The sequence below is a fragment of the Bradyrhizobium embrapense genome, assembly GCF_001189235.2.
In the GTDB taxonomy this organism is placed as follows: domain Bacteria; phylum Pseudomonadota; class Alphaproteobacteria; order Rhizobiales; family Xanthobacteraceae; genus Bradyrhizobium; species Bradyrhizobium embrapense.
The window spans coordinates 1-22,989 of record NZ_LFIP02000013.1 but is presented as its reverse complement, the minus strand read 5'-3'; the positions used below and the strand labels follow the sequence as shown (position 1 = coordinate 22,989).

General features: G+C 62.2%; 25 protein-coding genes and 1 tRNA gene. 20 read left to right on the top strand and 6 right to left on the bottom strand.

Translation table 11 applies throughout. The features are described from left to right. Positions 1–32: 32 nt before the first annotated feature. From AKN83_RS34455 to AKN83_RS34380, 16 genes are all read left to right on the top strand, one after another. Positions 33–1,130: an inositol-3-phosphate synthase gene (locus tag AKN83_RS34455; protein ID WP_050400742.1), complete on the top strand. Its 1,098-nt coding sequence runs from the start codon at positions 33–35 to the stop codon at positions 1,128–1,130. Next, on the top strand, positions 1,130–1,726 hold the full coding sequence (locus AKN83_RS34450) for a histidine phosphatase family protein (RefSeq protein ID WP_050400743.1): 597 nt from the start codon (positions 1,130–1,132) through the stop codon (positions 1,724–1,726). The genes AKN83_RS34455 and AKN83_RS34450 overlap by 1 nt, the downstream gene beginning before the upstream one ends. Continuing rightward, complete coding sequence (locus tag AKN83_RS34445; protein WP_050400744.1) at positions 1,723–2,826, top strand: CgeB family protein; 1,104 nt, start codon at positions 1,723–1,725, stop codon at positions 2,824–2,826. The genes AKN83_RS34450 and AKN83_RS34445 overlap by 4 nt, the downstream gene beginning before the upstream one ends. Before the next feature lies 1 nt (position 2,827). Beyond that, the gene (locus tag AKN83_RS34440; protein WP_050400745.1) at positions 2,828–3,589 is read left to right on the top strand and encodes a sugar phosphate nucleotidyltransferase; all 762 of its coding nucleotides are present in this window, start codon (positions 2,828–2,830) and stop codon (positions 3,587–3,589) included. A 21-nt stretch (positions 3,590–3,610) separates the two neighbouring features. Beyond that, a complete protein-coding gene (locus tag AKN83_RS34435) occupies positions 3,611–4,378 on the top strand; it encodes a TIGR04290 family methyltransferase (RefSeq protein WP_050400746.1) in 768 nt (255 codons plus the stop codon). Then, complete coding sequence (locus tag AKN83_RS34430; RefSeq protein WP_050400747.1) at positions 4,375–5,325, top strand: glycoside hydrolase 5 family protein; 951 nt, start codon at positions 4,375–4,377, stop codon at positions 5,323–5,325. Before AKN83_RS34435 ends, AKN83_RS34430 begins: the two co-directional genes overlap by 4 nt. Then, complete coding sequence (locus AKN83_RS34425; protein ID WP_050400748.1) at positions 5,313–6,521, top strand: phosphopentomutase; 1,209 nt, start codon at positions 5,313–5,315, stop codon at positions 6,519–6,521. Before AKN83_RS34430 ends, AKN83_RS34425 begins: the two co-directional genes overlap by 13 nt. A gap of 210 nt (positions 6,522–6,731) precedes the next feature. Continuing rightward, on the top strand, positions 6,732–7,844 hold the full coding sequence (locus AKN83_RS34420) for an NAD-dependent epimerase/dehydratase family protein (protein ID WP_050400749.1): 1,113 nt from the start codon (positions 6,732–6,734) through the stop codon (positions 7,842–7,844). Then, complete coding sequence (locus AKN83_RS34415; RefSeq protein ID WP_157113702.1) at positions 7,841–8,908, top strand: NAD-dependent epimerase/dehydratase family protein; 1,068 nt, start codon at positions 7,841–7,843, stop codon at positions 8,906–8,908. The genes AKN83_RS34420 and AKN83_RS34415 overlap by 4 nt, the downstream gene beginning before the upstream one ends. After that, on the top strand, positions 8,905–10,191 hold the full coding sequence (locus AKN83_RS34410) for a TIGR04295 family B12-binding domain-containing radical SAM protein (RefSeq protein ID WP_050400751.1): 1,287 nt from the start codon (positions 8,905–8,907) through the stop codon (positions 10,189–10,191). The genes AKN83_RS34415 and AKN83_RS34410 overlap by 4 nt, the downstream gene beginning before the upstream one ends. Further along, positions 10,188–11,300 (top strand): glycosyltransferase family 4 protein, encoded by a 1,113-nt coding sequence (locus tag AKN83_RS34405; RefSeq protein ID WP_050400752.1) that lies wholly within the window; start codon positions 10,188–10,190, stop codon positions 11,298–11,300. Before AKN83_RS34410 ends, AKN83_RS34405 begins: the two co-directional genes overlap by 4 nt. After that, on the top strand, positions 11,297–12,427 hold the full coding sequence (locus tag AKN83_RS34400; RefSeq protein ID WP_050400753.1) for a CgeB family protein: 1,131 nt from the start codon (positions 11,297–11,299) through the stop codon (positions 12,425–12,427). Before AKN83_RS34405 ends, AKN83_RS34400 begins: the two co-directional genes overlap by 4 nt. Further along, positions 12,424–13,512: a CgeB family protein gene (locus AKN83_RS34395; RefSeq protein ID WP_050400754.1), complete on the top strand. Its 1,089-nt coding sequence runs from the start codon at positions 12,424–12,426 to the stop codon at positions 13,510–13,512. The genes AKN83_RS34400 and AKN83_RS34395 overlap by 4 nt, the downstream gene beginning before the upstream one ends. Beyond that, a complete protein-coding gene (locus AKN83_RS34390) occupies positions 13,509–14,630 on the top strand; it encodes a CgeB family protein (protein WP_050400755.1) in 1,122 nt (373 codons plus the stop codon). The genes AKN83_RS34395 and AKN83_RS34390 overlap by 4 nt, the downstream gene beginning before the upstream one ends. A 9-nt stretch (positions 14,631–14,639) precedes the next feature. Further along, positions 14,640–15,704 carry a UDP-glucuronic acid decarboxylase family protein gene (locus AKN83_RS34385; RefSeq protein WP_050400756.1) on the top strand — a complete coding sequence of 355 codons (1,065 nt, stop codon included), beginning with the start codon at positions 14,640–14,642 and terminating at the stop codon, positions 15,702–15,704. Continuing rightward, positions 15,701–16,327: an NUDIX domain-containing protein gene (locus AKN83_RS34380; RefSeq protein ID WP_063695665.1), complete on the top strand. Its 627-nt coding sequence runs from the start codon at positions 15,701–15,703 to the stop codon at positions 16,325–16,327. Before AKN83_RS34385 ends, AKN83_RS34380 begins: the two co-directional genes overlap by 4 nt. A 221-nt stretch (positions 16,328–16,548) precedes the next feature. Here AKN83_RS34380 and AKN83_RS38955 read toward each other — a convergent pair whose 3' ends face one another. The 4 genes from AKN83_RS38955 to AKN83_RS40195 form a co-directional block, all read right to left on the bottom strand. Beyond that, positions 16,549–16,710 (bottom strand): DUF2934 domain-containing protein, encoded by a 162-nt coding sequence (locus AKN83_RS38955; protein WP_083992367.1) that lies wholly within the window; start codon positions 16,708–16,710, stop codon positions 16,549–16,551. After that, positions 16,707–16,919, bottom strand: coding sequence for a hypothetical protein (locus tag AKN83_RS34375; protein WP_050400758.1), 213 nt, complete (start codon positions 16,917–16,919; stop codon positions 16,707–16,709). Before AKN83_RS34375 ends, AKN83_RS38955 begins: the two co-directional genes overlap by 4 nt. A 100-nt stretch (positions 16,920–17,019) precedes the next feature. Next, positions 17,020–17,220: a hypothetical protein gene (locus AKN83_RS34370; RefSeq protein WP_050400776.1), complete on the bottom strand. Its 201-nt coding sequence runs from the start codon at positions 17,218–17,220 to the stop codon at positions 17,020–17,022. 124 nt (positions 17,221–17,344) lie between these two features. Continuing rightward, positions 17,345–17,629, bottom strand: a complete 285-nt coding sequence (locus AKN83_RS40195) for a hypothetical protein (RefSeq protein WP_050400759.1) — start codon at positions 17,627–17,629, stop codon at positions 17,345–17,347. A gap of 288 nt (positions 17,630–17,917) precedes the next feature. On the opposite strand from AKN83_RS40195, the gene AKN83_RS41525 reads away from it, so the two are divergent. Together AKN83_RS41525 and AKN83_RS41520 are read left to right on the top strand one after the other, a co-directional pair. Then, the gene (locus AKN83_RS41525) at positions 17,918–18,583 is read left to right on the top strand and encodes a recombinase family protein (RefSeq protein WP_244522211.1); all 666 of its coding nucleotides are present in this window, start codon (positions 17,918–17,920) and stop codon (positions 18,581–18,583) included. Beyond that, complete coding sequence (locus AKN83_RS41520) at positions 18,562–18,744, top strand: hypothetical protein (protein WP_244522200.1); 183 nt, start codon at positions 18,562–18,564, stop codon at positions 18,742–18,744. The genes AKN83_RS41525 and AKN83_RS41520 overlap by 22 nt, the downstream gene beginning before the upstream one ends. A 250-nt stretch (positions 18,745–18,994) precedes the next feature. On the opposite strand, the gene AKN83_RS34350 is transcribed toward AKN83_RS41520, so the two are convergent. After that, positions 18,995–19,071 (bottom strand) — tRNA-Met (locus tag AKN83_RS34350). 315 nt (positions 19,072–19,386) lie between these two features. Between AKN83_RS34350 and AKN83_RS34345 the strand changes: the two genes are divergently transcribed. Further along, positions 19,387–20,820 carry a coniferyl aldehyde dehydrogenase gene (locus AKN83_RS34345; RefSeq protein ID WP_050400762.1) on the top strand — a complete coding sequence of 478 codons (1,434 nt, stop codon included), beginning with the start codon at positions 19,387–19,389 and terminating at the stop codon, positions 20,818–20,820. Between the two features lie 133 nt (positions 20,821–20,953). Further along, positions 20,954–22,561 carry a GMC family oxidoreductase gene (locus AKN83_RS34340; protein WP_050400763.1) on the top strand — a complete coding sequence of 536 codons (1,608 nt, stop codon included), beginning with the start codon at positions 20,954–20,956 and terminating at the stop codon, positions 22,559–22,561. A gap of 238 nt (positions 22,562–22,799) precedes the next feature. Here AKN83_RS34340 and AKN83_RS40965 read toward each other — a convergent pair. Then, positions 22,800–22,989, bottom strand: a 190-nt coding sequence (locus AKN83_RS40965; protein WP_206600803.1) for a hypothetical protein, incomplete at its 5' end; no start/stop codon positions are given.

Here is a 22,989-nt window from a genome sequence, read left to right as displayed (position 1 = left end):
CATTCGTGCACAACTCCAGAGGACCACAGCAGATGCATTCACGCCTTCAGGACCGCCGGCGCGTACGCGTCGGCATCGTCGGAGTTGGCAATTGCGCGAGCTCACTCGTGCAGGGCCTCGCCTATTACAGGTGCGCCAAATCGAACGAGCCGGTGCCGGGCCTGATGAACGCGAATCTGGGTGGGTACCACATCAGCGACATCGAAATCAGCTCCGCCTTCGACGTCAATGTCAGCAAAGTCGGTCTCGACGTGGCCGATGCGATCGGGGCGACACCAAACAACACGCACCGGTTCTGTGATGTCAAACAGACTGGCGTGGCCGTACAGAAAGGGCCGGTGCTCGACGGAGTCGGCCGCTACCTCGAAGGCGATATCCCGGTTGACGATACGCCGCCCGTCGATGTCGCCGATGTCTTGATGAAATCCCGAACCGATGTGCTGGTGTCGTATCTGCCGGTCGGCTCGCAGCGTGCCGGTGAGTGGTACGCTGAACAGGCAATCGCAGCGGGCTGCGGATTCGTCAACTGCATTCCCGTGTTCATTGCGTCCAACCCGTCCTGGAGACGTCGCTTTGAGGAGGCCGGCCTTCCATTGATCGGCGATGACATCAAAAGTCAGGTCGGCGCCACCATCGTGCACCGTGTCCTTGCCAATCTGCTTCGTGAACGAGGCGTCCGACTCGACCGGACGTACCAGCTGAATGTCGGCGGCAATGCCGATTTCAAGAATATGTTGGAGCGTGATCGTCTCGCATCCAAGAAAGTCTCGAAGACGCAGGCGATCACCAGTCAATTCGACGTACCGATGGATGCCGACAATGTTCATGTCGGTCCCAGCGATCACGTTCCGTGGCTGACTGACCGCAAGCTCGCCTTCATCCGCCTGGAAGGAACCACTTTTGGCGGAGTCCCGCTGTCGGCCGAAGTCAAGCTCGAGGTTTGGGATTCACCAAACTCTGCGGGAATCGTGATCGATGCCGTCCGCTGCGCCAAGCTTGCAATCGATCGCGGGGTCGGCGGCGCCCTGACCGGCCCGTCTAGCTACTTCATGAAATCACCTCCACAGCAGTTCACCGATGACGAAGCCCGTCGGCGCACGCGCGACTTCATCGACGACGGACGTGACTGATGGCCAAGGCCATTCACCTGATCCGGCATGGCCATCACCCGCTGCTCGGGCAATGTCTGAGCGGCAGGATGTCGGATGTATCGCTCGACACATTGGGACTGCAGCAGATGGCTCGTTGTGCCGGGCTGCTGCATCCGCGACCGCACATCATCCGGTCGAGCCCACAGCGTCGCACCCGGCAATCAGCCGATATTCTGGGAAATGCGCTTGGCTTGCCGGTGCAGATTGCCTCCGAGATCGACGAAATCGACTATGGCGAATGGACCGGCCGACGGCTTGCGGATCTGCAGGGCGATCCGATCTGGTCGCGATGGAATGCGCAACGTGGCATTAGCCGCCCGCCGGGTGGCGAGAGCATGAGCGCGCTGCAGGAGAGAGTGATCGCGTATCTTGAACGATTGCATCGCGATCCAACCACGATGGTCGTCGCCCTGATCAGTCACGCGGAGCCAATCCGGGCGGCGTTGCTCCACTACAAGGGCATGTCGCTGAACGATTTCCTTTCTATCGTGGTCGATCCGGCCAGCATTCACACATTGTGGTTCGACGAAGCCGGCGTTCAAGTCACATACGGAAACGACGAGGTGGCAACGTGAAGATCGTGATCTTCGGCCTGACAATCTCATCATCATGGGGCAATGGTCATGCCACCCTGTGGCGGGGTCTCTGCAAGTATCTCGCCCGTCTCGGTCATAGTGTCGTGTTCTATGAGCGCGACGTGTCCTACTACGCAGCAGCCAGGGACATGTTCGAGCTTCCCGGCGGCCGCCTGCAGCTATTCTCGTCCTGGTCTGAAATCGAGGATCGCGCGCGTGCTGATGTGGCGGATGCCGATGCCGCGGTCGTCACCTCCTATTGTCCGGACGCCATCGCGGCCACCGACCTGATTCTTCAATGCGGGCACGCGCTTCCAGTCTTTTATGATCTGGATACTCCGATCACCATGGCCAAGCTCAAGGCAGGCCAGCCAGTTCCCTACATCGGGGCGTCAGGCCTGCGGGATTTCAAGCTCGTGTTGAGCTTCACCGGCGGACCGCAGATAGCAGATGAATTTCGACAGAGATTGGGGGCTGAAAACGTTCGCCCGCTTTACGGCCACGTTGACGGCGACGCGCATTACCCAGCCGCTTCCCAGCCGCACTATCGCGCCGCTCTATCGTATCTCGGAACATATTCCGAAGATCGCCAACGCGCGCTGGAGGCTTTGTTCGTCGCTCCTGCCCACAAAAGACAGGATCTGCGTTTCCTGATCGGTGGCGCGCAATATCCCGATAGCTTCCCGTGGTCGCCGAATGTCTTCTTCGTTCGCCATCTTCCCCCCGCGGAGCATCCACCATTCTTCGCATCCTCGCGCCTCACGCTCAACGTCACGCGCCCAGCGATGTCGGAGATGGGCTGGTGTCCATCCGGGCGACTGTTTGAAGCTGCCGCCTGCGGCGTGCCCCTCATCAGCGACGCTTGGATGGGCATCGAGGAATTTCTGACGCCGGGCGACGAAATATTGTTGGGGCATGACGCGCAGGACGTACTCGAAGCGCTCGACATGAGTGATTCCGAATTGCAGCAAATGGCGCAGCGCGCCCGGGAACGCATCCTGGTCGAACATTCCTCGGAGCGGCGTGCGCGCGAGCTGGACATTTTGCTGGAACAGGCGGCGCGACGCGACATTGATCAACCCCTGACAGCGGAGGCCTGACATGTGGGGCATCGTGCCGGCCGCTGGCCGCGGCAGCCGTATCCAGCCGCTGGCGTTTTCCAAGGAGTTGTTGCCGGTCGGGAGTCGGCGTGACAACGGAACGGATCGTCCCTGCGCAGTAGCGGAGTATCTCGTTGAACGGCTGATCATCGGCGGCGCCGACAAGATCTGCTTCGTCATTTCGCCTGGCAAGTCCGACATCCTCGAATATTTCGGTGACCATTATCGCACCGCGCAGCTGGCCTATGTCGTCCAGCCCGACGCATTGGGTCTGTGTGACGCTGTCTTCCGGGCAAGCGCCGTAGTCGGCGAACGCGACGACGTCGTGGTAGGCCTGCCCGACACGATCTGGTTTCCGAAGACCGCCCTGCGCGAGCTGCCCGAGGCCGATCTGTCGTTCCTCCTGTTTCCTGTCGAACATCCTGAGTTCTTCGATGCTGTGGTCCTCGCGGGCGAGCAAGTTCAGGAAATCCAGGTCAAGCGGCCTGACGCGACGACCGACTGGATCTGGGGCGCTTTCCGAATGTCGGCGACCGGCTTTCACGACCTGCGCCAATTGTGGCGACTGCGCAATCCTCGTGACGAATATTTCGGAACGTTGGTGAACGCCTATCTCGCGGCCGGCGGCCGCGGCGTCGGGGTGAAAGCTGGCGACACTTATGTCGACGTTGGGACCGTCAATGGCTACCGCACGGCGATGGCGCTGCTTTCCGACGAGGCTGTCGATGTCACGGACCATGGCCTGCCACCTCTCCACCTCTAGGACCAACAAACGAGGAAACGCATGACGGGTGCCACGCTCTCCACAGAAGAAATTCGACAGCGGATCGACGCACTTGGACCATGGTTCCATAACCTCGACCTCAACGGGATCAGCACCGCTCCATCGCATTTCCTTGGAGACTATCCGCGTGTGAAGTGGCGTCACTTCGCCGAAGTGGTCCCCGCCAACCTTGAGGGCAAGACCGTCCTCGACATAGGCTGCAATGCCGGCTTCTACGCGCTGGAAATGAAGCGCCGTGGCGCTGCGCGCGTGCTCGGCCTTGATACCGACGATGAATACCTGGCGCAGGCACGGTTTGCCGCTGATGTCACTGGCCTCGATATCGAATTCCGGAAGCTCTCGGCATATGATGTCGGACAGCTTCACGAACGATTCGATCTCGTGATCTTCATGGGAGTCTTGTATCATCTGAGGCACCCACTGCTCGCGCTCGACCTGATCCACGAGCACGTCGCAGCCGACCTGCTGTTGTTCCAGTCCATGCAACGTGGCGATAGCGGCGTCGACCACGTCGACAGCGACTACGACTTCTGGACGACCGACCAGTTCGACTCTCCCGGCTATCCCAGGCTGCACTTCATCGAGCACAAATACGCCGAAGATCCTACCAACTGGTGGGTGCCGAACCGCGCCTGTGTGGAGGCCATGCTGCGCAGCTCCGGCTTTTCGATCATCGCCCATCCCGAGGATGAGGTCTACCTCTGCAAGCGGCTGGCGCCGCGTGAGCCCGCGACATCTCTTCTCTCGGAAAAGGTAGCCGCTCGATGATCGAGGCAGCCAAGATTTGGAACGAACCGAACAACAAATCGCATTGGGACATATGGCTCGATCCGGATTGGACAAGATTTGCCGAGCTTGTGATCACCGCGGGCAAGGCCATTCGAAGCGCGCACCCCACGTTGCCGAGGGTCCTCGGCGGCATCTCGCCAATCGATCCCGGCTTCATGCGCACCATGCAGACGCGCGGCGCGCTGGATCACGTCGACGCGGTGGCAGTGCACGGCTTCCCGCTGGACTGGAATCTCTGGCAGATCGACCAATGGCCGAACAAGCTCTCCGAAATCCAGGCTGAAGTCGCGCTTCCCGTTTGGGTGACGGAAGTTGGCGTATCGTCGTTCGGCGCCGAGCAGGTTCAGGCATGGGGCCTCGAGCGCACCGCCGATCTGCTGATAGGACGTGCACCGCGCATTCATTGGTACAGCCTGTACGATCTGCCATCGAGCTGGGAAGCGACCACCCGCCACAGGGAAGCGGAAGGTTCGTCCTACTACAGGCACTTCCATATGGGCCTGCTGCGCGAGGACGGATCGCCCAAGCAGGCGCTCAAGCTCTATGAGCGATACGCGCCGTACATGGGCCTGTGTCAGTGGTTCCATTTCGAGGACCACCGTCTGTTGGACGCAGCAGGCTGGATGCGTCGGCTCGGCATGAGACATCTGCGAACCGGCCTATCATGGGCAGATAGTTTCCGCCCCAATGCGCTCGCCTGGTTCGACCGTCAGATGGACGCACTCGCCGAATTCGAGGTTACCCTGACATTCTGCTTCACGCCGCAACATCGCGGCATCGCACCGCACCACACCAGTCCACCATTGGATGCAAACGAGTTCGCCGATTTCTGCGCACAGATGGTCAAGCGCTACTGCGCGCGGACCGGCGCCGCGCCGTCGCTGCCGAGCACTGAACCGGAAAGTAAGCCTGTATGCGCGCTTTGATTCTCGTGATGGATTCGGTCGGCATCGGTGGAGGGCCCGATGCCGCGCTCTACGGTGATCACGGCGCCGACACCCTGGGCCACATCGCGGAAGCTTGCGCCCATGGCGCGGCCGACAATGATATCCGCAACGGGCCGCTTGCGATACCGCACCTCGTCGCCTTGGGCATCGGTCAGGCTTGCCGCCTCGCCACGGGCCGCACTCCACCGGCACTCGACGGGCCGGTCCATTCGTACGCCATGTTCGGCTGTGCCAGCGAGCGTTCGAAGGGAAAGGATACCCCCTCCGGGCATTGGGAGATCGCCGGCGTGCCGGTCCCGTTTGACTGGGGCTACTTTCCGAAGACCAGGCCATGCTTCCCGAAAGGCCTTGTCGAGCGGCTCTGCGATGATGCTGGCGTCCCCGGCATCATCGGGAACTGTCACGCCTCCGGCACTGAGATCATCCGCGAACTAGGCGAACGCCATATGCAAAGCGGAGAACTGATCTGCTACACCTCTGCCGATAGTGTATTCCAGATCGCAGCGCATGAAGGAACATTCGGGCTGGAGCGGCTCTACGCCATATGCGCACTCGCCCGTCGCCTGGTCGATCCACTCAACATCGGACGGGTCATTGCCAGGCCCTTCGTCGGTTCGGCAGCCGCAAACTTCAAGCGAACCGCACACCGTCGCGATTTTTCTGTCCCGCCTCCCGGCCAGACGATCCTCGATCGTGCCGCCGATGACGGCCGCGACATCGTTTCGATCGGCAAGATCGACGACATTTTCGCCCATCGCGGTACCGGCCGTAACAAGCGCGGCGACGGCAACGACGCCCTGTTCGACTGTACCCTGGAGGCGATTGACGATCTGGCAGACGGCGGGCTGCTGTTTGCAAATTTCATCGACTTTGACACCCTCTACGGTCATCGGCGAGATATCGCCGGATACGCGGCCGCGCTCGAGCAGTTCGACCGCCGTCTCCCGGAATTGCTGTCGCGTCTGGAATCCGACGACCTGCTGATCTTGACGGCCGACCACGGCTGTGACCCGACTTGGGATGGAACGGACCATACCCGCGAACAGGTGCCGATCCTGGCGCGGACGAGCAATCGAACACGGGACATTGGCAAGCGGACGGGCTTTTCAGATATCGCAGCAACCGTCGCGCGCCATCTTGGTCTCCCTCCCGTCGCGCATGGCTCGGCGTTTTAGGTCGCATGCCATTGCGATTCACTCAGGTTATTGATCCAGATTAGCGAAATTATCGTTTGTACATTTCGCAGGAACGAACATTCCTCCGCACGCGTCTTTCTTTCAATGTGATTGGCGCGCGGTCGATCGACCAACTTCGTAGCGCGCTTCCACTCTCATCTCCCGGCCAGACACCGGTCTGGCCTCATCTCGGACAGGGAGCAGCGGCGAATGACTCGTGTTTTGATTACTGGCGGCGCCGGATTTATCGGCTCACATGCTGCCGACACGTTGCTTGCCGCAGGCTACGAGGTCCGATTGCTGGACAATCTGTCTTTGCAGGTCCATGGCCCGGACGGCAAGCGCCCGTCCTATTTGAACAAGGACGCAGACCTCATGGTCGGCGACATCACGGATGAGCTTGCCATTGAGCGCGCGCTGCGGGGCGTAGACAAAGTGCTGCATCTGGCCTCGTCGGTTGGCGTGGGTCAGAGCATGTACGACATCGCGTCCTATGTCAGGACCAACGAGCTTGGCACCGCGCAGCTGCTCCAGGCTCTGTCGCGGCACCCTGTCGAACGACTCGTTGTCGCATCCTCAATGAGCGTCTACGGCGAGGGATTGTATCGAGGCATCGATCATGTCGCGTACGCCGCCGGCGACCGTTCGATCGATCAGCTCCGCGACGGCGACTGGGAGTTGCACGACAGCGTCGGGCGAAACCTGGAGCCGGTGCCGACTCCCGAATCCAAGCTACCATGCCTCAGCTCAATCTATGCGCTGAACAAATATGCGCAGGAACGCATGTGCCTGATCACTGGAAAGGCTTACGGTATCCGGACCGTCGCACTCCGCTTTTTCAATGTGTTCGGTCCGCGCCAGGCGCTGTCAAATCCCTACACGGGCGTCTTGGCGATCTTCGCCGCGAGGCTGCTGAACAGCAGGTCGCCCCTGGTGTTCGAGGACGGTCTGCAGCGCCGCGACTTCGTCCACGTCAGCGATGTAGCGCGAGCCTGCCATCTAGCGCTGGAGTCGCGCCACGCTTCGGAGGTCTTCAACATCGGTTCAGGTCAGAGCCGGACGATCCTGTCCGTCGCGCAGAGCCTCGCCGAGGTCATGGGCCGAACCGACATCGCGCCCGAGATTACCGGAAAGTACCGTGTCGGCGACATCCGCCATTGCTTCGCCGATATCAGCAAGGCATCTGCCGAGCTGGATTTTGCGCCGAATGTCGCCTTTGAGGACGGTCTTGACGAGCTGTCCGGTTACCTAGCCGATCAGATCGCCGATGACCATGTCGAGCGGGCTGCCGAGGAACTGTCACGCCGGGGACTGGTGGCATGATGGACGCAGGCCAGAACAGACCCGTGCTGGTGACCGGCGGCTGCGGCTTCATCGGCTGCAACCTCGCAGACCGGCTTGCGGCCCGCGGCGACTCAGTCGTGGTCTTCGATAGTCTCGCCCGCACCGGCGTTCGCGAAAATGCGCACTGGCTCAAGTCGAGACATGGCGGACGGGTCGAGATCGTCGTCGCTGATATTCGCGATCCTATTCCCGTCATCGATGCCGTTAAGGACGCTCGCGCCGTGCTGCACCTCGCGGCCCAGGTAGCCGTTACCGACAGCCTGTCCGACCCCGCAGGCGATTTCGAGACCAACGCGCACGGGACTCTCAACGTGCTGGAGGCCGTCCGCCTGCACAATCCATCGGCGCCTGTCCTGTTTGCGTCCACGAACAAGGTCTATGGCCGGCTGGGTGACCAGACCGGCGTTACCCGCGTAGACCGGCGCTACGTGCCGGTTGCCGACGGCGTTGCTCGAGGCGTCTCCGAGGACACGCCGCTCGATTTTTATAGCCCGTATGGCTGCTCCAAGGGCACGGCCGATCAGTATGTCCATGACTATGCCCGGGTGTTCGGGTTGCAAACTGTCGTGATGCGAATGAGCTGCATCTACGGGCCTCGGCAGTTCGGCACGGAAGATCAGGGCTGGATCGCACATTTCCTCAGGAGCGCGATCGAGAACCGAGCCCTGACAATCTACGGCGATGGATATCAGGTGCGCGATGCGCTGCATGTCAATGATGCCGCCGAGGTCTGGCTGTCGGCGCTCGACCAAATCGGACTCAGCCGTGGCCGCGTGTTCAACCTTGGTGGCGGCTCCTCCAATGCGGTGAGCCTGCTCGAGCTGATCGACGAGATCGCGCAGCTGACCGGCCGCGAGGTGCAATACGGGTTCGCCGACTGGCGGCCTGGCGACCAGCCCTGGTACGTCACGGACACCAGCGCGCTCACCAAATTGTTGGGTTGGACGCCGAAGGTCCCGCTGCGCGAGGGCTTGCAGTCGCTGCATGCCTGGCTCGACGGCCGGTTCGGGCCATCCGTCGTACACAAGGGAGCCTCGGCATGACCCGCGTTGCTCTGATCAATCCGAATTGGAATTTCGACGGCAGCATCTATTTCGGTTGTCGCCAAACACACTTGCCGATCGAGTTCGGCATCTCCGCGCATTATCTGCGTCAAGCCGGTCACCCGACGCTACTGCTCGATGCCCATATGTTCGACCTCTCGCATTGCGAAATCGAGGCCGAGCTCCGCGCCTTCAGGCCTGATCTGATCGCGGTCACCACTGCGCCGACCTATTTGTTCTGGCGCTGCGCACCGCCCGAGCTGCGTATCCCACAGGAACTGCTGCTCTCGCTGTTCGGTCTGGCACCAACCCTGGTCGCCGTCGGTCCGCACGGATCGACGACGCCGAGAACGGCGCTGCGCAAGCTCGGCGCAGATATCGTGGTGATGGGCGAGTGCGAGCGCGCGTTGGTGCGCCTTGCCAATGGCGATCGCGATTTCGCCGGACTCTGCTTCCTCGATGGCAGAACCGTTCGGGTCAACGGCGGACCGCAGGCCGTCGCCTTCAAGGACCAGCCCGCGCTGCAATGGCCGGCCGAGATGATCCGTAGTCATCATCACCATCATCACCGCTTCGAGGCGGAACCGACCGGCGCCGGCGCCGAGGTCGAAGCCTCGCGGGGGTGCCCCTATAACTGCACGTTCTGCGCCAAGGAGAATTTCCGCAACGCCTATCGCCGGCGTCCCGCAGCGGCGGTCCTCGACGAGATCGACGGCCTGCGGCGTCACGACACCGAGTACCTCTACTTCATCGACGAGATCTTCCTGCCGAATGCCGAACTTCTGCACGGACTGACCGCACGCGGCATCAAGTTCGGCATCCAGACCCGGATCGACCTCTGGAAGCCCGACATGCTGGCGCTGCTCGGCCGCGCCGGCTGTGTATCGATCGAGGCTGGCGTGGAAAGCCTGACGCCGGAGGGCCGCGTAGCGCTGGCCAAGAACTGCAAGATGACGACGGACCAGCTGGCGGACCGGCTGATCGAGGCCCGCCGGCACGTTCCCTTCGTCCAAGCCAACCTGATCGAGATGCCCGAAGACGACGATCCGGTCGTCCAGCGTTGGCGACGCCAGATGCAGGATGCCGGCGTCTGGGCCAACGATCCGGTCCCGATCTATCCGTATCCGGGCTCGCCGGACTATCGAAAGCTCTGGGGCGAGCCGGACGACTTCGCCTGGGAGCGAGCACACCAGCACTACCTCGCGATATTCGACCAGTTCAGCGATGTCCAGGAAGGACGTCCAGTCCCGCTCGCCGAACTCGAGCTGCAGGTTACGCCATGACTGCGACGTCACGCCTCACCGTGATGATGACAACCGATGCGATCGGCGGCGTCTGGAACTTCTCGTGCTTGCTCGCCACGGCGCTGGTCGGCATGGGCGCGGATGTTCATCTCGTCGTGATGGGGCCGGCTCCGAGCTCCGAGCAACGCGGCATGCTGCGTGATTTCCGCGTCCAACTGATCGAGACCAATCTCGCGCTGGAGTGGCAAGACCCGGACGGAGCCGATCTGCCCAACGCCAGACGTGTGCTTGCCGGCCTCGAATCACGGATCCGTCCCGACGTCATCCATCTCAACAGCTACCGCGAGGCCTCATTCAATTGGATGGCCCCGACAATCGTCGTTGCGCACTCCTGCGTGAACTCCTGGGCGCGTGCTTGCAACGATACGGCATGGCTCGACCAGCCGGCGTGGCAACACTACACCAGCTCGGTCCGGGAAGGCCTCAATGCGGCGTATAACTGGGTCAGTCCCAGCCGGAAACTACAGCATGCTATTCACGAGATTTATTGCCCGAACACGCCCGGCACCGTGATCTGGAATGGCGCGCTGCCGGTTTCGCTGCCGACGCCCAAACGTGCCTTTCTGCTGGCGGCAGGCCGGCTTTGGGACCCCGCTAAGAACCTCTCTGCCACCGCCGAGCTTGCGCAAGGACTGGATTGGCCGGTGCTGATGGCCGGCCCGACATCGGGCCGTATCCCGGCCGGCCCCATCTGGCTCGGGTCGCTCGATCATGATTCGCTGCTAGCCCGCATGAAGCAGGCAGCGATCTTTGTCAGCCTGGCGCTCTATGAGCCGTTCGGCCTTGCTGTGCTCGAAGCTGCATCGGCCGGCTGCGCGCTGGTTCTCTCGGATATTCCGACGTTTCGCGAACTGTGGGACGACGCCGCCCTGTTCGTGGATCCTGCCGACAAGCGTGAGCTCAACCGCGCGGTGAACAGACTCTGCGCCGATTACGACTGGCGCGTACAGCTTCAGCACGCCGCCCAGGAGCGGTCGCGGCGCTACTCGTTGGCGCAAATGGCCGGTACGTATCATGATCTCTATGCCGCCTTGCCAGCGGCTCGTGCGACCCAATCGCCCGCACCCGCTTTGGAGATTACGGCATGAAATGCGTTCTGTTCTGTCATGCGTTCACCTCGTGCTGGAACAATGGCAATGCCCATTTTCTCCGCGGCGTCGCGCGCGAGCTCGATGCGCTCGGGCACGACGTGGTCATCTACGAACCAGCCGATGGCTGGAGCCGGCTCAACGCGCTTCGTGATGGCGGCGAACAGGCGCTGCGGGAAGCCGACGCTCTGCTGCCCGGGATCGATATCAGGCAGTATCAGCCCGGCCTCAATCTCGAAGACGCCCTGGACGACGCGGGACTCGTGATCGTCCATGAGTGGAATCGTCCTGACCTGCTCAAGGCAATCGGTCGACATCGTATCCTGTCAGGTGACTACACGCTGCTGTTTCACGATACCCATCACCGCGCGGTGACTTCCCCCCAGGAACTAGCGCGCTTTGACCTATCCGGATTCGATGGCGTGCTCGCCTTCGGCGAGATCCTGCGGGAGATCTATCTCGAGCTCGGCTGGACTAATCGTGCTTACACCTGGCACGAAGCCGCGGACACCGGTCTTTATCACCCGATGCCGCACATTCCGCGACGGAACGACGTGGTCTGGATCGGAAATTGGGGCGATGGAGAGCGCGCAGCCGAACTCATCGAGTTCCTGATCTCCCCTGCGTCACAGCTGGGATTGCGCGGCGAAATTCACGGCGTGCGCTACTCGGAGGCCGCATTGCGTGTGATCGAGGCGGCGGGCATGGATTATTGCGGCTGGTTGCCGGCACATCGTGCGCCTGCGGCGTTCGCGGCCGCACGTGCAACGGTCCATGTGCCACGCGGCCCCTATGTGCAGGCGCTCCCTGGGATACCGACCATCCGGATGTTCGAGGCGCTTGCCTGCGGCATTCCGATCGTCTCCGCACCGTGGAGCGACGTCGAGCGCTTGTTTCCGGAAAACGCCTATCTGCGAGCCCGCAATGGCGATCAGATGCGGACGGCACTTAAGACGCTGCTGCACGATCCGCAGCTTGCATGCGCAACGGTGAAGTCGGGCCTTGACGCGATTGCGGAGCGACATACCTGTCGCCACCGCGTCATTCAGCTGCTCGACATTGTCGCGCAAATCCGAGGGCCCCGGCGGCAAACGGCACAATCTCGGCGGGAAGGAGCGCTCGCATGAAGATCTGCTTCTTCGGCTCCAGCCTCGTCTCCTCCTATTGGAACGGCGCCGCGACTTACTACCGCGGCATGCTCAAGGAGCTCGCAGCCCTTGGCCACGATATTAGCTTCTTCGAGCCCGACGCCTTCCAGCGCCAGCAGTATCGCGATATCGCAGATCCGCCCTGGGCCAAGGTTCTGGTCTATCCGGCGACAACTGAAGGATGGCAGAGTTCACTTGAGATTGCCGCCCGGTCCGCCGACCTCCTGATCAAGGCGAGCGGCGTCGGCGTTTTCGATCAGGAGCTTGAGAACGCAGTGGTCGAGATCCCCTCGCGCGCCGTCCGCATCTACTGGGATGTTGACGCGCCGGCGACGCTAGACGCGATGTCGCAGCACCCCCACCATCATCTGCGCAGGGCGATCCCGCGCTACGACCTGGTTTTGACCTATGGCGGCGGCGAGCCCGTTATAGCTGCCTACCGATCCGTCGGTGCGCCCGACTGCATTCCGATCTACAACGCGCTGGACACGTCGACGCATTTCCCTGCCCCGGCGAGCCCGAGGTTCGGCTGCGATCTCGGCCTGCTGGCGAACCGCTTGCCCGACCGAGAGCAACGGATCGACAACTTCTTCCTCGAGGTCGCCCGCACCTTGCCGTCAAGACAGTTCGTGCTGGGCGGCTCGGGCTGGGACAACAAGGACACGCCCGCCAATGTCCGCCGTGTTGGCCACGTCGGCACCGGCGATCATAACGCGTTCTTCTGCTCCGGCCTCGCCACGCTGAACGTCAATCGCGAGAGCATGGCGCGCTATGGATTTTCGCCGCCGACACGCGTTTTCGAGGCTGCCGGCGCCGGGGCATGCCTGATTACCGACGACTGGAAGGGCATCGACGCCTTCCTGGAGCCGGGGCGCGAGGTACTGGTCGCATCGAGCGGCGGCGCCGTCGCCGAGCATCTGGATTCGCTGACGCGAGAGATCGCGCGCGCGATCTCGTTGCGCGCAAGAGCGCGAATCTTAGCGCATCACACCTACCGGCAGCGCGCGCGGCAGTTCAACACGCTGTTCGCGGAAAGAGCAGCGAGAATAGAGGCAGCGGAATGACCCTCAGCATTGTCGTCATTGGACTATCGGTTACCTCGTCTTGGGGGAACGGTCACGCGACCACCTATCGCGCTCTGATCGAGGCCCTGGCGCAGCGCGACCATCGCGTGACATTCCTGGAGCGGGACATGCCGTGGTATCGCGAACATCGCGACCTCGCCAAGCCATCAACCTGGTCGGTTGAACTCTATCAATCGCTCCCGGACCTTGCGTTTAGATTCGGCAAGACCATCAGCATCGCCGATGTCGTGATCGTCGGTTCATACGTTCCCGATGGCATCGCGGTTGCGGATTGGGTAACCACCAACGCGCGGGGCATAACGGCCTTCTACGATATTGATACGCCCGTCACGCTTGCCGGTCTCGATCGAGGTCTGCCATATCTTTCCGCGGCGCTGATCCCGCGATTTGATCTTTATTTGTCATTCACGGCAGGAGACGTGCCAAAGGTCGTCGAGACCGAATATGGTAGCCCGCTCGCACGCGTACTCCATTGCAGCGCCGATATTGACGTCTACCGGGGCCAGCAGAGCGAGCCGAAATGGCAGCTCGGTTATCTCGGAACCTACAGCCCTGACCGTCAAGACTCGGTCGAGCGGTTATTGGTCGCTCCAGCGCGAGCCGCGCCGGACCTGCAGTTTGTCGTCGCCGGCTCGCAGTATCCTGCCATAGAGTGGCCGGAGAATGTCGCGCGGATCGATCATCTCGCTCCGTCCCGGCACGCAGCTTTCTACTCAGAGCAACGTTTCACACTGAACATTACGCGTGCGGATATGCGCGCTCTCGGCTTTTCGCCCAGTGTGCGACTGTTCGAGGCAGCCGCATGCGGAACGCCTATCATTTCGGATCGCTGGCCGGGCATCGAGACAATCCTGGAGCCCGGGGCCGAGATACTGCTCGTTGACGATTCGGGCGATGTCGTCGAGATCCTGCGCAACATGCCGGACGAACGTCGGCAGTCGATCGGCGCAAGAGCCCGTCGGCGCATTCTGGCCGACCACACGCCAGCACATCGGGCACGTCAGCTGGAATTCTATCTACAGGAAGCGACCGCCCAGCGCCGATCGAAATCGGTTAACCGACCGAGCGTACGCAGCAAGCAAGCTGCAGAGATCTGAGGAGGGTCTATGACATATCAAGCGCGGATCACCGGCACTCGACCTGCACGCACCGTGTTGATCACGGGCGGCGCTGGCTTTATCGGATCGCATCTTTGTGACGCATTGTTACGTCGGGGCGAACGCGTGATCTGTGTCGACAATCTCTTCACCGGCACGCTTGACAACATCAGGCCGCTTCTCAATCATCCGCGATTCGAATTCATCCAACACGACGTCCGCGACCCATTGAGCATCTCCGTGGAAGTCGACCAGATCTACAGTCTGGCCTGTCCGGCCTCGCCACGGCACTACCAGCGGGATCCGATCGGCACGATGAAGACGTGCGTCATCGGCACCATGAATGTGCTTGAGTTGGCTCGACAGAAAGCCGCGCGCGTCCTGCAAGCCTCGACCAGCGAAGTCTATGGCGATCCCGAAGTTCATCCGCAGCCCGAGACCTATGTCGGTCATGTCAACATGATCGGGCCCCGCGCCTGTTACGACGAGGGCAAACGCGCGGCGGAGACTTTGATGTTCGACTACCAGCGGACGCATGGTGTGGAAGTGAAGGTCGCCCGCATCTTCAACACTTATGGGCCCCGCATGCTGGAGAATGACGGGCGTGTCGTCTCCAATTTCATTGTCCAGGCGCTGCGCGGCGAACCGATCACAATCTATGGTGAGGGTAGCCAGACGAGAAGCTTCTGCTTTATCGACGATCTCGTCAGGGGCCTCGAATTGCTGATGGAGAGTCCGTCAACGGTGACGGGGCCTTGCAACCTCGGCAATCCCCAGGAGATCACCATCGAGGCCATCGCGCGAACGGTTCTTGCATGTACGCGATCGGCGTCGCCGCTGCGGTTCGAGTCACTCCCAGAGGATGATCCCAAACGCCGGAAGCCCGTCATTGAAACCGCGGAACGATTACTGGGCTGGCGTCCTCGGGTGGCGTTGCAGGACGGTCTACAGGCGACAATCGCCTACTTCTCGCTCCGCGTGGCAACTCCAGCTCCCGCTCTGGTCAGCGCGCGACCGTCGGCCTCATCGGCGCGACGCAGGCGGGCGCAGCTGACCCTGGCCGGCCAGCAATGACACTGCCAAACCTAGTCGGCGGCGATCGTGAACCGCGATCGATCACTGTGTCTCCTCCACAGCCGATCGGTCGCGGCTACCGCAATTATCATCGTTTCGCCGTGGCGGACCGGCAAGGGACCGAAGTGGGCGCGACCTATGAACGCGACGTGCTGCGCTCCGGGCGCGTCGTTGGCGTGCTGGCAATCGACCTCGAGCGCGATGAAGTCGTTCTGACCCGCCAATTCCGGATCGGCGGTCATCTCGCGACGGGACGCGGCGAGATGATCGAGATCGTGGCCGGCGGGGTCGATCCCGGCGAGACATCCGAAGCGGCGGCGCGACGCGAGTGCGTCGAAGAGATCGGGCTCATGCCGCTATCCATGAAGCGGCTGTTCGACTTCCTGCCGGCGCCAGCGCTCACTGACGAGATCATGACGCTTTTCTTGGCACGTGTCGATGCTGCTGCAGCGCCCGTGCGCGCGGGCGCGCCGAACGACGGCGAAGATATCGCGGTTATCCGCTACCGGATAGGACGCGCCATCGAGCTGGTAAATGGAAACGAGATCCAAAGCGCTCCGACAATTCTCGCCCTGCAATGGCTGCAACTCTCGTTCTCTTCAGTCGACAGCTCCATCGTATAGCCCGCGACCGACGACCCCCTTGGTCTCCTTGACGGTCTCGTAGAGACGTTCGAGGTCATCCTGATTCCAGCCAGGTTATTGATGGTGGTCGTTCGCTCCGCCATCCGGATGCCAGCCGATAAGCTTAAGTCCAGAGGCACAACCAAATACCGACATTCCAGTCAGGTGGCGATCTGACCGCCCCCCAGCCAGGCCGTGGCAGATCGGGCAATTTGAGTTGATCACAGCGTGTCCGGCGTCCGCAGCGGTGAGGACTTGTCCTCGTTGATCAGCTCCTGTTCGGCCAAGTGCCAGAACTCCGCATCGCGGCCTTCAGGCTTTCCAGCCTTTTCCCACAGCTCATAAGCCCGGGCTGCGACAGCCTCGTCAATCCGTCCGTTCATGCGGCCTTCTGTCTGTTCTTTCGGTAAGCTTCGATCGCGCGGTTGGCGAGCATGATTTTTCGCCGCTCCCCCGTCAGCGTCATCTTTCCGATTTCCTTCACGAGGAGGCGGCTGGTCTCATAGCCATCGACAATTTCGCCTGACGCTTCGAGGAAATCCCAGGCGATCTGGACAGCACTCTCGACAAGGAGGTGTACGCTCTCACTCATAAGCAGAAAATGTCCGGGGATGCAGGTAGGTTCCTAAGCGAAGGGCCCCCGCCGGATACGAGAGCCCTTCAAGAGCCTAGGGGAGGAGAACCCCAAGCCCCTATGTCGGGGATTGAAGGCCCGGTGAACTCATCCACTCATCGAGATGGGCGGCGGTCTCCGCCTGACGGGCTTTCTTGACAAGCTGTTCACGCTCGGCGCCCGCAGGCATTTGCTTGGCTTGTTCACGGCTCTGCGCCGCGAACTTCCTGAGCCTCTCCTGCAGGGTTTCTGCTTGTCTGAAACGACGCCGTTTCTTCATGGCGCAGCTCCCTATTTGGGTAAGGTGGGCGCGCTGCGTTGCGCGTTTCATCACCGGTCGCCGTTGGCCGCACAGTGATCTGGCCCATGTAAGTACGAATCCGGGCGCCGCTCTACAACGTGTGTTACTTTCTGAAAATCCACCTGAACGAGCTCGCTCGCGGCAAGCCTTCGGACGTGATGTCGCGGTGTTCGATTTCAGCCAGCCGTAAAAGCCGGCACACCGTGCCTTGGGATTTTCTGAGTGGCTTACTCAATTTGCTCTTCTGACTAATGACGCTGTCCAGCGTAGAGCGCCGCCACGCCTGAAGGGTCTCTTTGATAAACCCGACAACCAAAAATTCATCGCGCTGGATGGTCTTCACCTTCAGCCAGCCATCGTTGCGGTCGGAGCGGTGCGGGGCATCCAAAATAATGCCCTCGTAATTGAGCTTCGCCGCGTATTTGAACAGCTCGTGCCCCTTGCCCTCGATATGCTCACGGAACGGCCCCGGCGCTTCGAGGCGGTAAGCGTCGAATAGTCATCGCAACATGGCTTTGCGCTCAATCTGCGACCGCCTACGCAGGGTCTTGGCCATCGAACCAGAGGAGATCGTCAAGCAATGCGCTTCCGCCGGGGAGCCCTTCATGGAGTGGAGGAGAAGCCCTATGTCGGCGACTGAAGCCGCGACCATGCGGCAGGCAAGTCGGCGAAGACCATCGCGTTCGCCCTCAACAAGGACAATGTCCCCGCCCCATCAGGCGGTGACTGGGGTTTCAGCACGATCAACGGCAACCCGAAGCGTGGCAACGGCATCCTCAATAACGAGATGTATGTCGGCAAGATCGTTTGGAATCGCCAGCGGTTTCTGAAGGACCCGGATACGGGCAAGCGCCAGGCGCGTCCCAATCCGGAATCCGAGTGGATCGTCCAGGAGGTTCCGGAGCTGCGTATTCTCAGCGATGAGTTGTGGCATGCCGCGAAGGTCAGGCAAGCGGAGAACACGATTGTTCGCGATGACGGCAGTGTCGACGTTGGCCTGATCAATCGCTGCCGGCGGCCCAAGTACCTCTTCTCTGGTTTGACGAAATGTGCCTGCTGTGGCGGCGGCTACTCGGCGATTTCGCAGACGCACATCGGTTGCTCAACAGCTCGCAACAAGGGGACCTGCGACAATCGGGTTAACATCCGAGGCGACGAGCTTGAGGCCCGCGTTCTGAACGCCTTGAAGACGCGCTTGGTCGATCCATCACTCTTCGCGCGGTTTTGCCAGACTTTTACACAAGAGATGAATCGCCTGCGCATGGAAGGGCGGGGAATATTGCCGCCGCTGAGGCCGAGATCAAAAGGATCGATCGGGAGTTGGAGACCCTGCTTAACCTGATCCTGAAGGGCGGCGCCGCGGACCGGATCAACGCCAAGATGGTGGGCCTCGAGCAGAGGAAGAAGGAGCTTGACGCATTCCTGTCTGAAGCCGATGCGCCGCCGCCCCTGCTCCATCCTGCGATGGCGGACCAATACCGCCTGAACGTGCAACAGCTCTAGGATGCCTTCCGGGATGAGGCGGAGGAGAAGCGCGGCGAGGCCGCGGACATCATCCGCTCCCTCATCGACGAGATCATCCTGACACCCGTGGGGGACAAGATCGAGATCGACGTTCGGGGCGACCTCCCCGGAATCCTTGCGATTTCCGTGCAAACGAAAAACCCGACCAGTGGGGCTGTGTCATCGCGCCAACAAAAAGGCCGCCCGGTGGGGGCGGCCGATCTGTCCGAACTTGCATCGCAAGTAAAGATGGTTGCGGGGATAGGATTTGAACCTATGACCTTCAGGTTATGAGCCTGACGAGCTACCGGGCTGCTCCACCCCGCGTTAAACCGTTGCATGCCCTACAGAAAGGGTGCCCGAACCTGTCGACCGACGCGTCTAACGGCGCCGATCGATCCGTCCGGATGCTTCCCGAGAAGGCAACCCGGGCCGAAGCCATCGGGTGCGAGGGGTATGTATCAACGTGAGTACGGTTTGGAAAGCCCCGGATGCGGGTTTTTGAGGATTTTGTGACGTCCAAATCACCGGTTTTCCTGACAAATTTTACCGCCGGGAACCGGGCCTTGCCAGATCGCGCGCAAAAGCGGAGCTTGGCGCCAACAAAATCCGTCAAGGAAACGCCATCCGAGGGGAAACGCCATGGACCGGCCATTGAAGAGCCCGGGACTGCATGCGCTTGAGGAGGTCTTTCACCGCCAATTCGAGCTGTCGCGCGGCGAACCGGCGCCGACATTGCAGGCGCGGCTCGACCGCCTGCGCCGCCTGCGCGCCGCGCTGACCGAGAACGAAGCGCGATTCGAGGCGGCGATCTCGGCCGATTTCGGCCACCGCTCCACCGTCGAGACTGCGATCGCCGAGACCATGCTGGTGCTCGGCGAGATCAAGCATGCGGCCAGGCACCTCAAAGGCTGGATGGCGCCCGAGCGGATCCCGACCACGGTGCAGTTCGCGCCGGCCAGGAATCGGCTGATCCCGCAGCCGCTCGGCGTGGTCGGGATCATCGCGCCATGGAATTATCCGCTGCAGCTGACCCTGGCGCCCGCGGTCGCCGCGATCGCGGCCGGCAACCGCGCCATCATCAAGCCGAGCGAGCTGGTGCCGCGCTTCGCCGAGCTGCTTGCGGAGGTGATCGAGAAGAAATTCGACCCTACCGAGCTCGCGGTCACCGATATCGACGACGACGTCGCAACGGCCTTTGCCGCGCTGCCGTTCGATCATCTGATCTTCACCGGCTCAACCCGCGTGGGCCGGCTGGTCGCGGAGGCGGCCGGCCGCAACCTGACACCGGTGACGCTCGAGCTCGGCGGCAAATCGCCCGCGATCGTCGACGGCTCCGCCGACCTCGACGAGGCCGCGCAGCGCATCGCCTACGGCAAGCTGCTCAATGCCGGCCAGACCTGCATCGCGCCCGATTACGTGCTGGTGCCGCAAGCCTCGGTGCAGCCGTTCGCGCTGCGGCTGCAGGGCCACATGCAGCACATGTTCGGCGCCGATCCGAAAAACCCCGACTACACCTCGATCGTCTCGGACCGGCACTATGCAAGGCTCGAGGGCCTCGTCGCCGACGCCGCCGCGAAGGGCGCGACGATCATGCAGCCGGCCGCACCGAACGATCCCGAATGGAAGGGAGTGCGGAAATTTCCGCCAACCGTCATCGTCGATGCGACGCCGGAGATGACCGTGATGCAGGAGGAGATCTTCGGACCGCTGCTGCCGGTCATGGGCACCCGCGACGCAACCGAGGCGATCGCCTTCATCAACCGGCGCGACCGCCCGCTGGCGCTGTACTGGTTCGGCACCGACAATGCCGCCCGCGATGAGGTGCTGGCGCGCACGGTGTCGGGCGGCGTCACAATCAATGACTGCCTGTTCCATTTCGCGCAGGCCTATCAGCCGATGGGCGGCGTCGGCGCGTCCGGTACCGGCGCCTATCACGGCGAATGGGGATTCAAGACGCTGACCAAGCTGAAGCCGGTGTTCTACCGCTCGCGCTTCAACCGGCTCGCCGATCTCTATCCGCCCTACGGCGCGAAGATCGCGCGGCTGGAGAAAGTGATGCGGATGTTGTCGTGACTGTCATTCCGGGGCGATGCGAAGCATCGAGCCCGGAATCCATCGCGCCGCAGTGACGCGGATAAATGGATTCCGGGCTCGCGCTGCGCGCGCCCCGGAATGACAAAGAAGAATAGCCAAGGGGGAAACGTACGTGACTGACACATTCGATTTCGTGGTGGTGGGCGCAGGCTCTGGCGGCTGCGCGGTGGCCGGGCGGCTGTCGGAGGATCCGGCGACCTCGGTGGCGGTGCTGGATGCCGGCGGCAAGAACGACAATTGGGTGGTGACCACGCCCGGCGCCATCATCCTGATGCTCTCGGGCAAGCTCAACAACTGGGCGTTCGACACGGTGCCGCAGAAGGGACTGAACGGCCGCATCGGCTATCAACCGCGCGGCAAGGGGCTCGGCGGCTCGAGCGCCATCAATGCCATGGTCTATATCCGCGGCCATCGTGCCGACTACGATCACTGGGCTTCGCTCGGCAATACCGGCTGGAGCTACGCCGACGTGCTGCCCTATTTCAAGCGCTCGGAGCACAACACCGAGCTCGACGGCGAATATCACGGCAAGGGCGGCCCGCTCAACGTCACCGGCCTGCAGTCCGACAATCCGGTCAAGGAGATGTTCCTGCAGGGCGCGCGCGAGGCCCAATTCCGGATCCGCGACGATTTCAACGGCGCCGAACAGGAAGGGCTCGGCATCTACCAGGTGACCCAGCGGAATGGCGAGCGCTGGAGCGCCGCGCGCGGCTACATCCATCCGCACATGGGCCGCCGGCCCAATCTGCGCGTCGAAACGCAGGCGCAGGCGACCCGCATCCTCTTCGAGGGCAAGCGTGCCGTCGGCGTCGAATACATGCAGGGCAAGGAGAAGAAGGTGCTGCGCGCGCGGCGCGAGGTCATCCTCTCGGCCGGCGCGTTCCAGTCGCCGCAATTGCTGATGCTGTCGGGCGTCGGCGACGCCGCGGCGCTCGGCAAGCACGGCATCGCCAGCGTGCATCAGCTGCCGGGTGTCGGACAGAACCTGCAGGATCATCCTGATTTCGTGTTCGGCTTCGCTTCCGACGCCCCCTATTTCTCGGGACTGTCGTGGGGCGGCATCGGGCGCATCATCAAGGGGATCGGGCAGTACCGGCGCCAGCGGCGCGGCCCGATGACCTCGAACGTCGCCGAATGCGGCGGCTTCCTGAAGACGCGGCCTGAGCTCGACGTCCCCGACATCCAGCTGCATTTCTGCATGGCCATGGTGGAAGACCACGGCCGCAAGCCGCGCTGGGGCACCGGCTTCTCCTGCCATGTCTGCCTGCTGCGCCCGGCCAGCCGCGGCAGCGTGTGGCTGAACAGCGCCGACCCGCTCGCGGCTCCTGCGATCGATCCGAATTTCTTCGGCGAGGACAGCGACGTCGAGACCATGGTCGCAGGCTTCAAGATGACGAAGCGGCTGCTCGACACGCCGGCGCTGCGCGCGCTGCAGCAGAAGGACATGTTCACATCGGATGTCCGCACCGACGACGACATCCGCAACGTCCTGCGGGCGCGCTCCGATACGGTCTATCACCCGGTCGGCACCTGCAGGATGGGCACCAATGATCCGCTCGCGGTGGTCGATCCGAAGCTGCGCGTCCACGGGCTCGAAGGCATGCGCGTGGTCGACGCCTCGATCATGCCGACCCTGATCGGCGGCAACACCAACGCGCCGACCATCATGATCGGCGAGAAGGCCGCCGACATGATCAAGGCCGAGATGCGGGCGGGGTAACCGCAGGGTGGGCAGGCCGCGAGAGTGCCCTTGCCCACCCTATGAGACCGCCGTCGCAGGGGCGCATTGCCAAAATATCGAAAACAACCCCATGCACAGTAGCCGGCAGCGGCTGCCGGCGGACACCGCGACTGTCCGTAGCGGGTGAAGATGTCGTGTTTTTGTAGCTCGTGATCTGTCGCCTTCGTTTGTGATTTTGCAGGGGAGCCGGAAGGCGTGGACGGCTTTCCCTGATTGATCATGCCACGGTTGTTGCGGCGGTTTTAGCGCTGGTTGTGTGTTTCTTTGTTCGACTTGAAGCCCGTTTCTCCGCCCCGACCCGCGCAATCTCGACGGCGGCGCGCGCAGGAGCGGTCAAGGACGCGCGCTTGCGCGCCCGCCAGGGCTTGTCCTTGACGGCTGCGAGCACGCTGCCAGGCTGGGGCGCG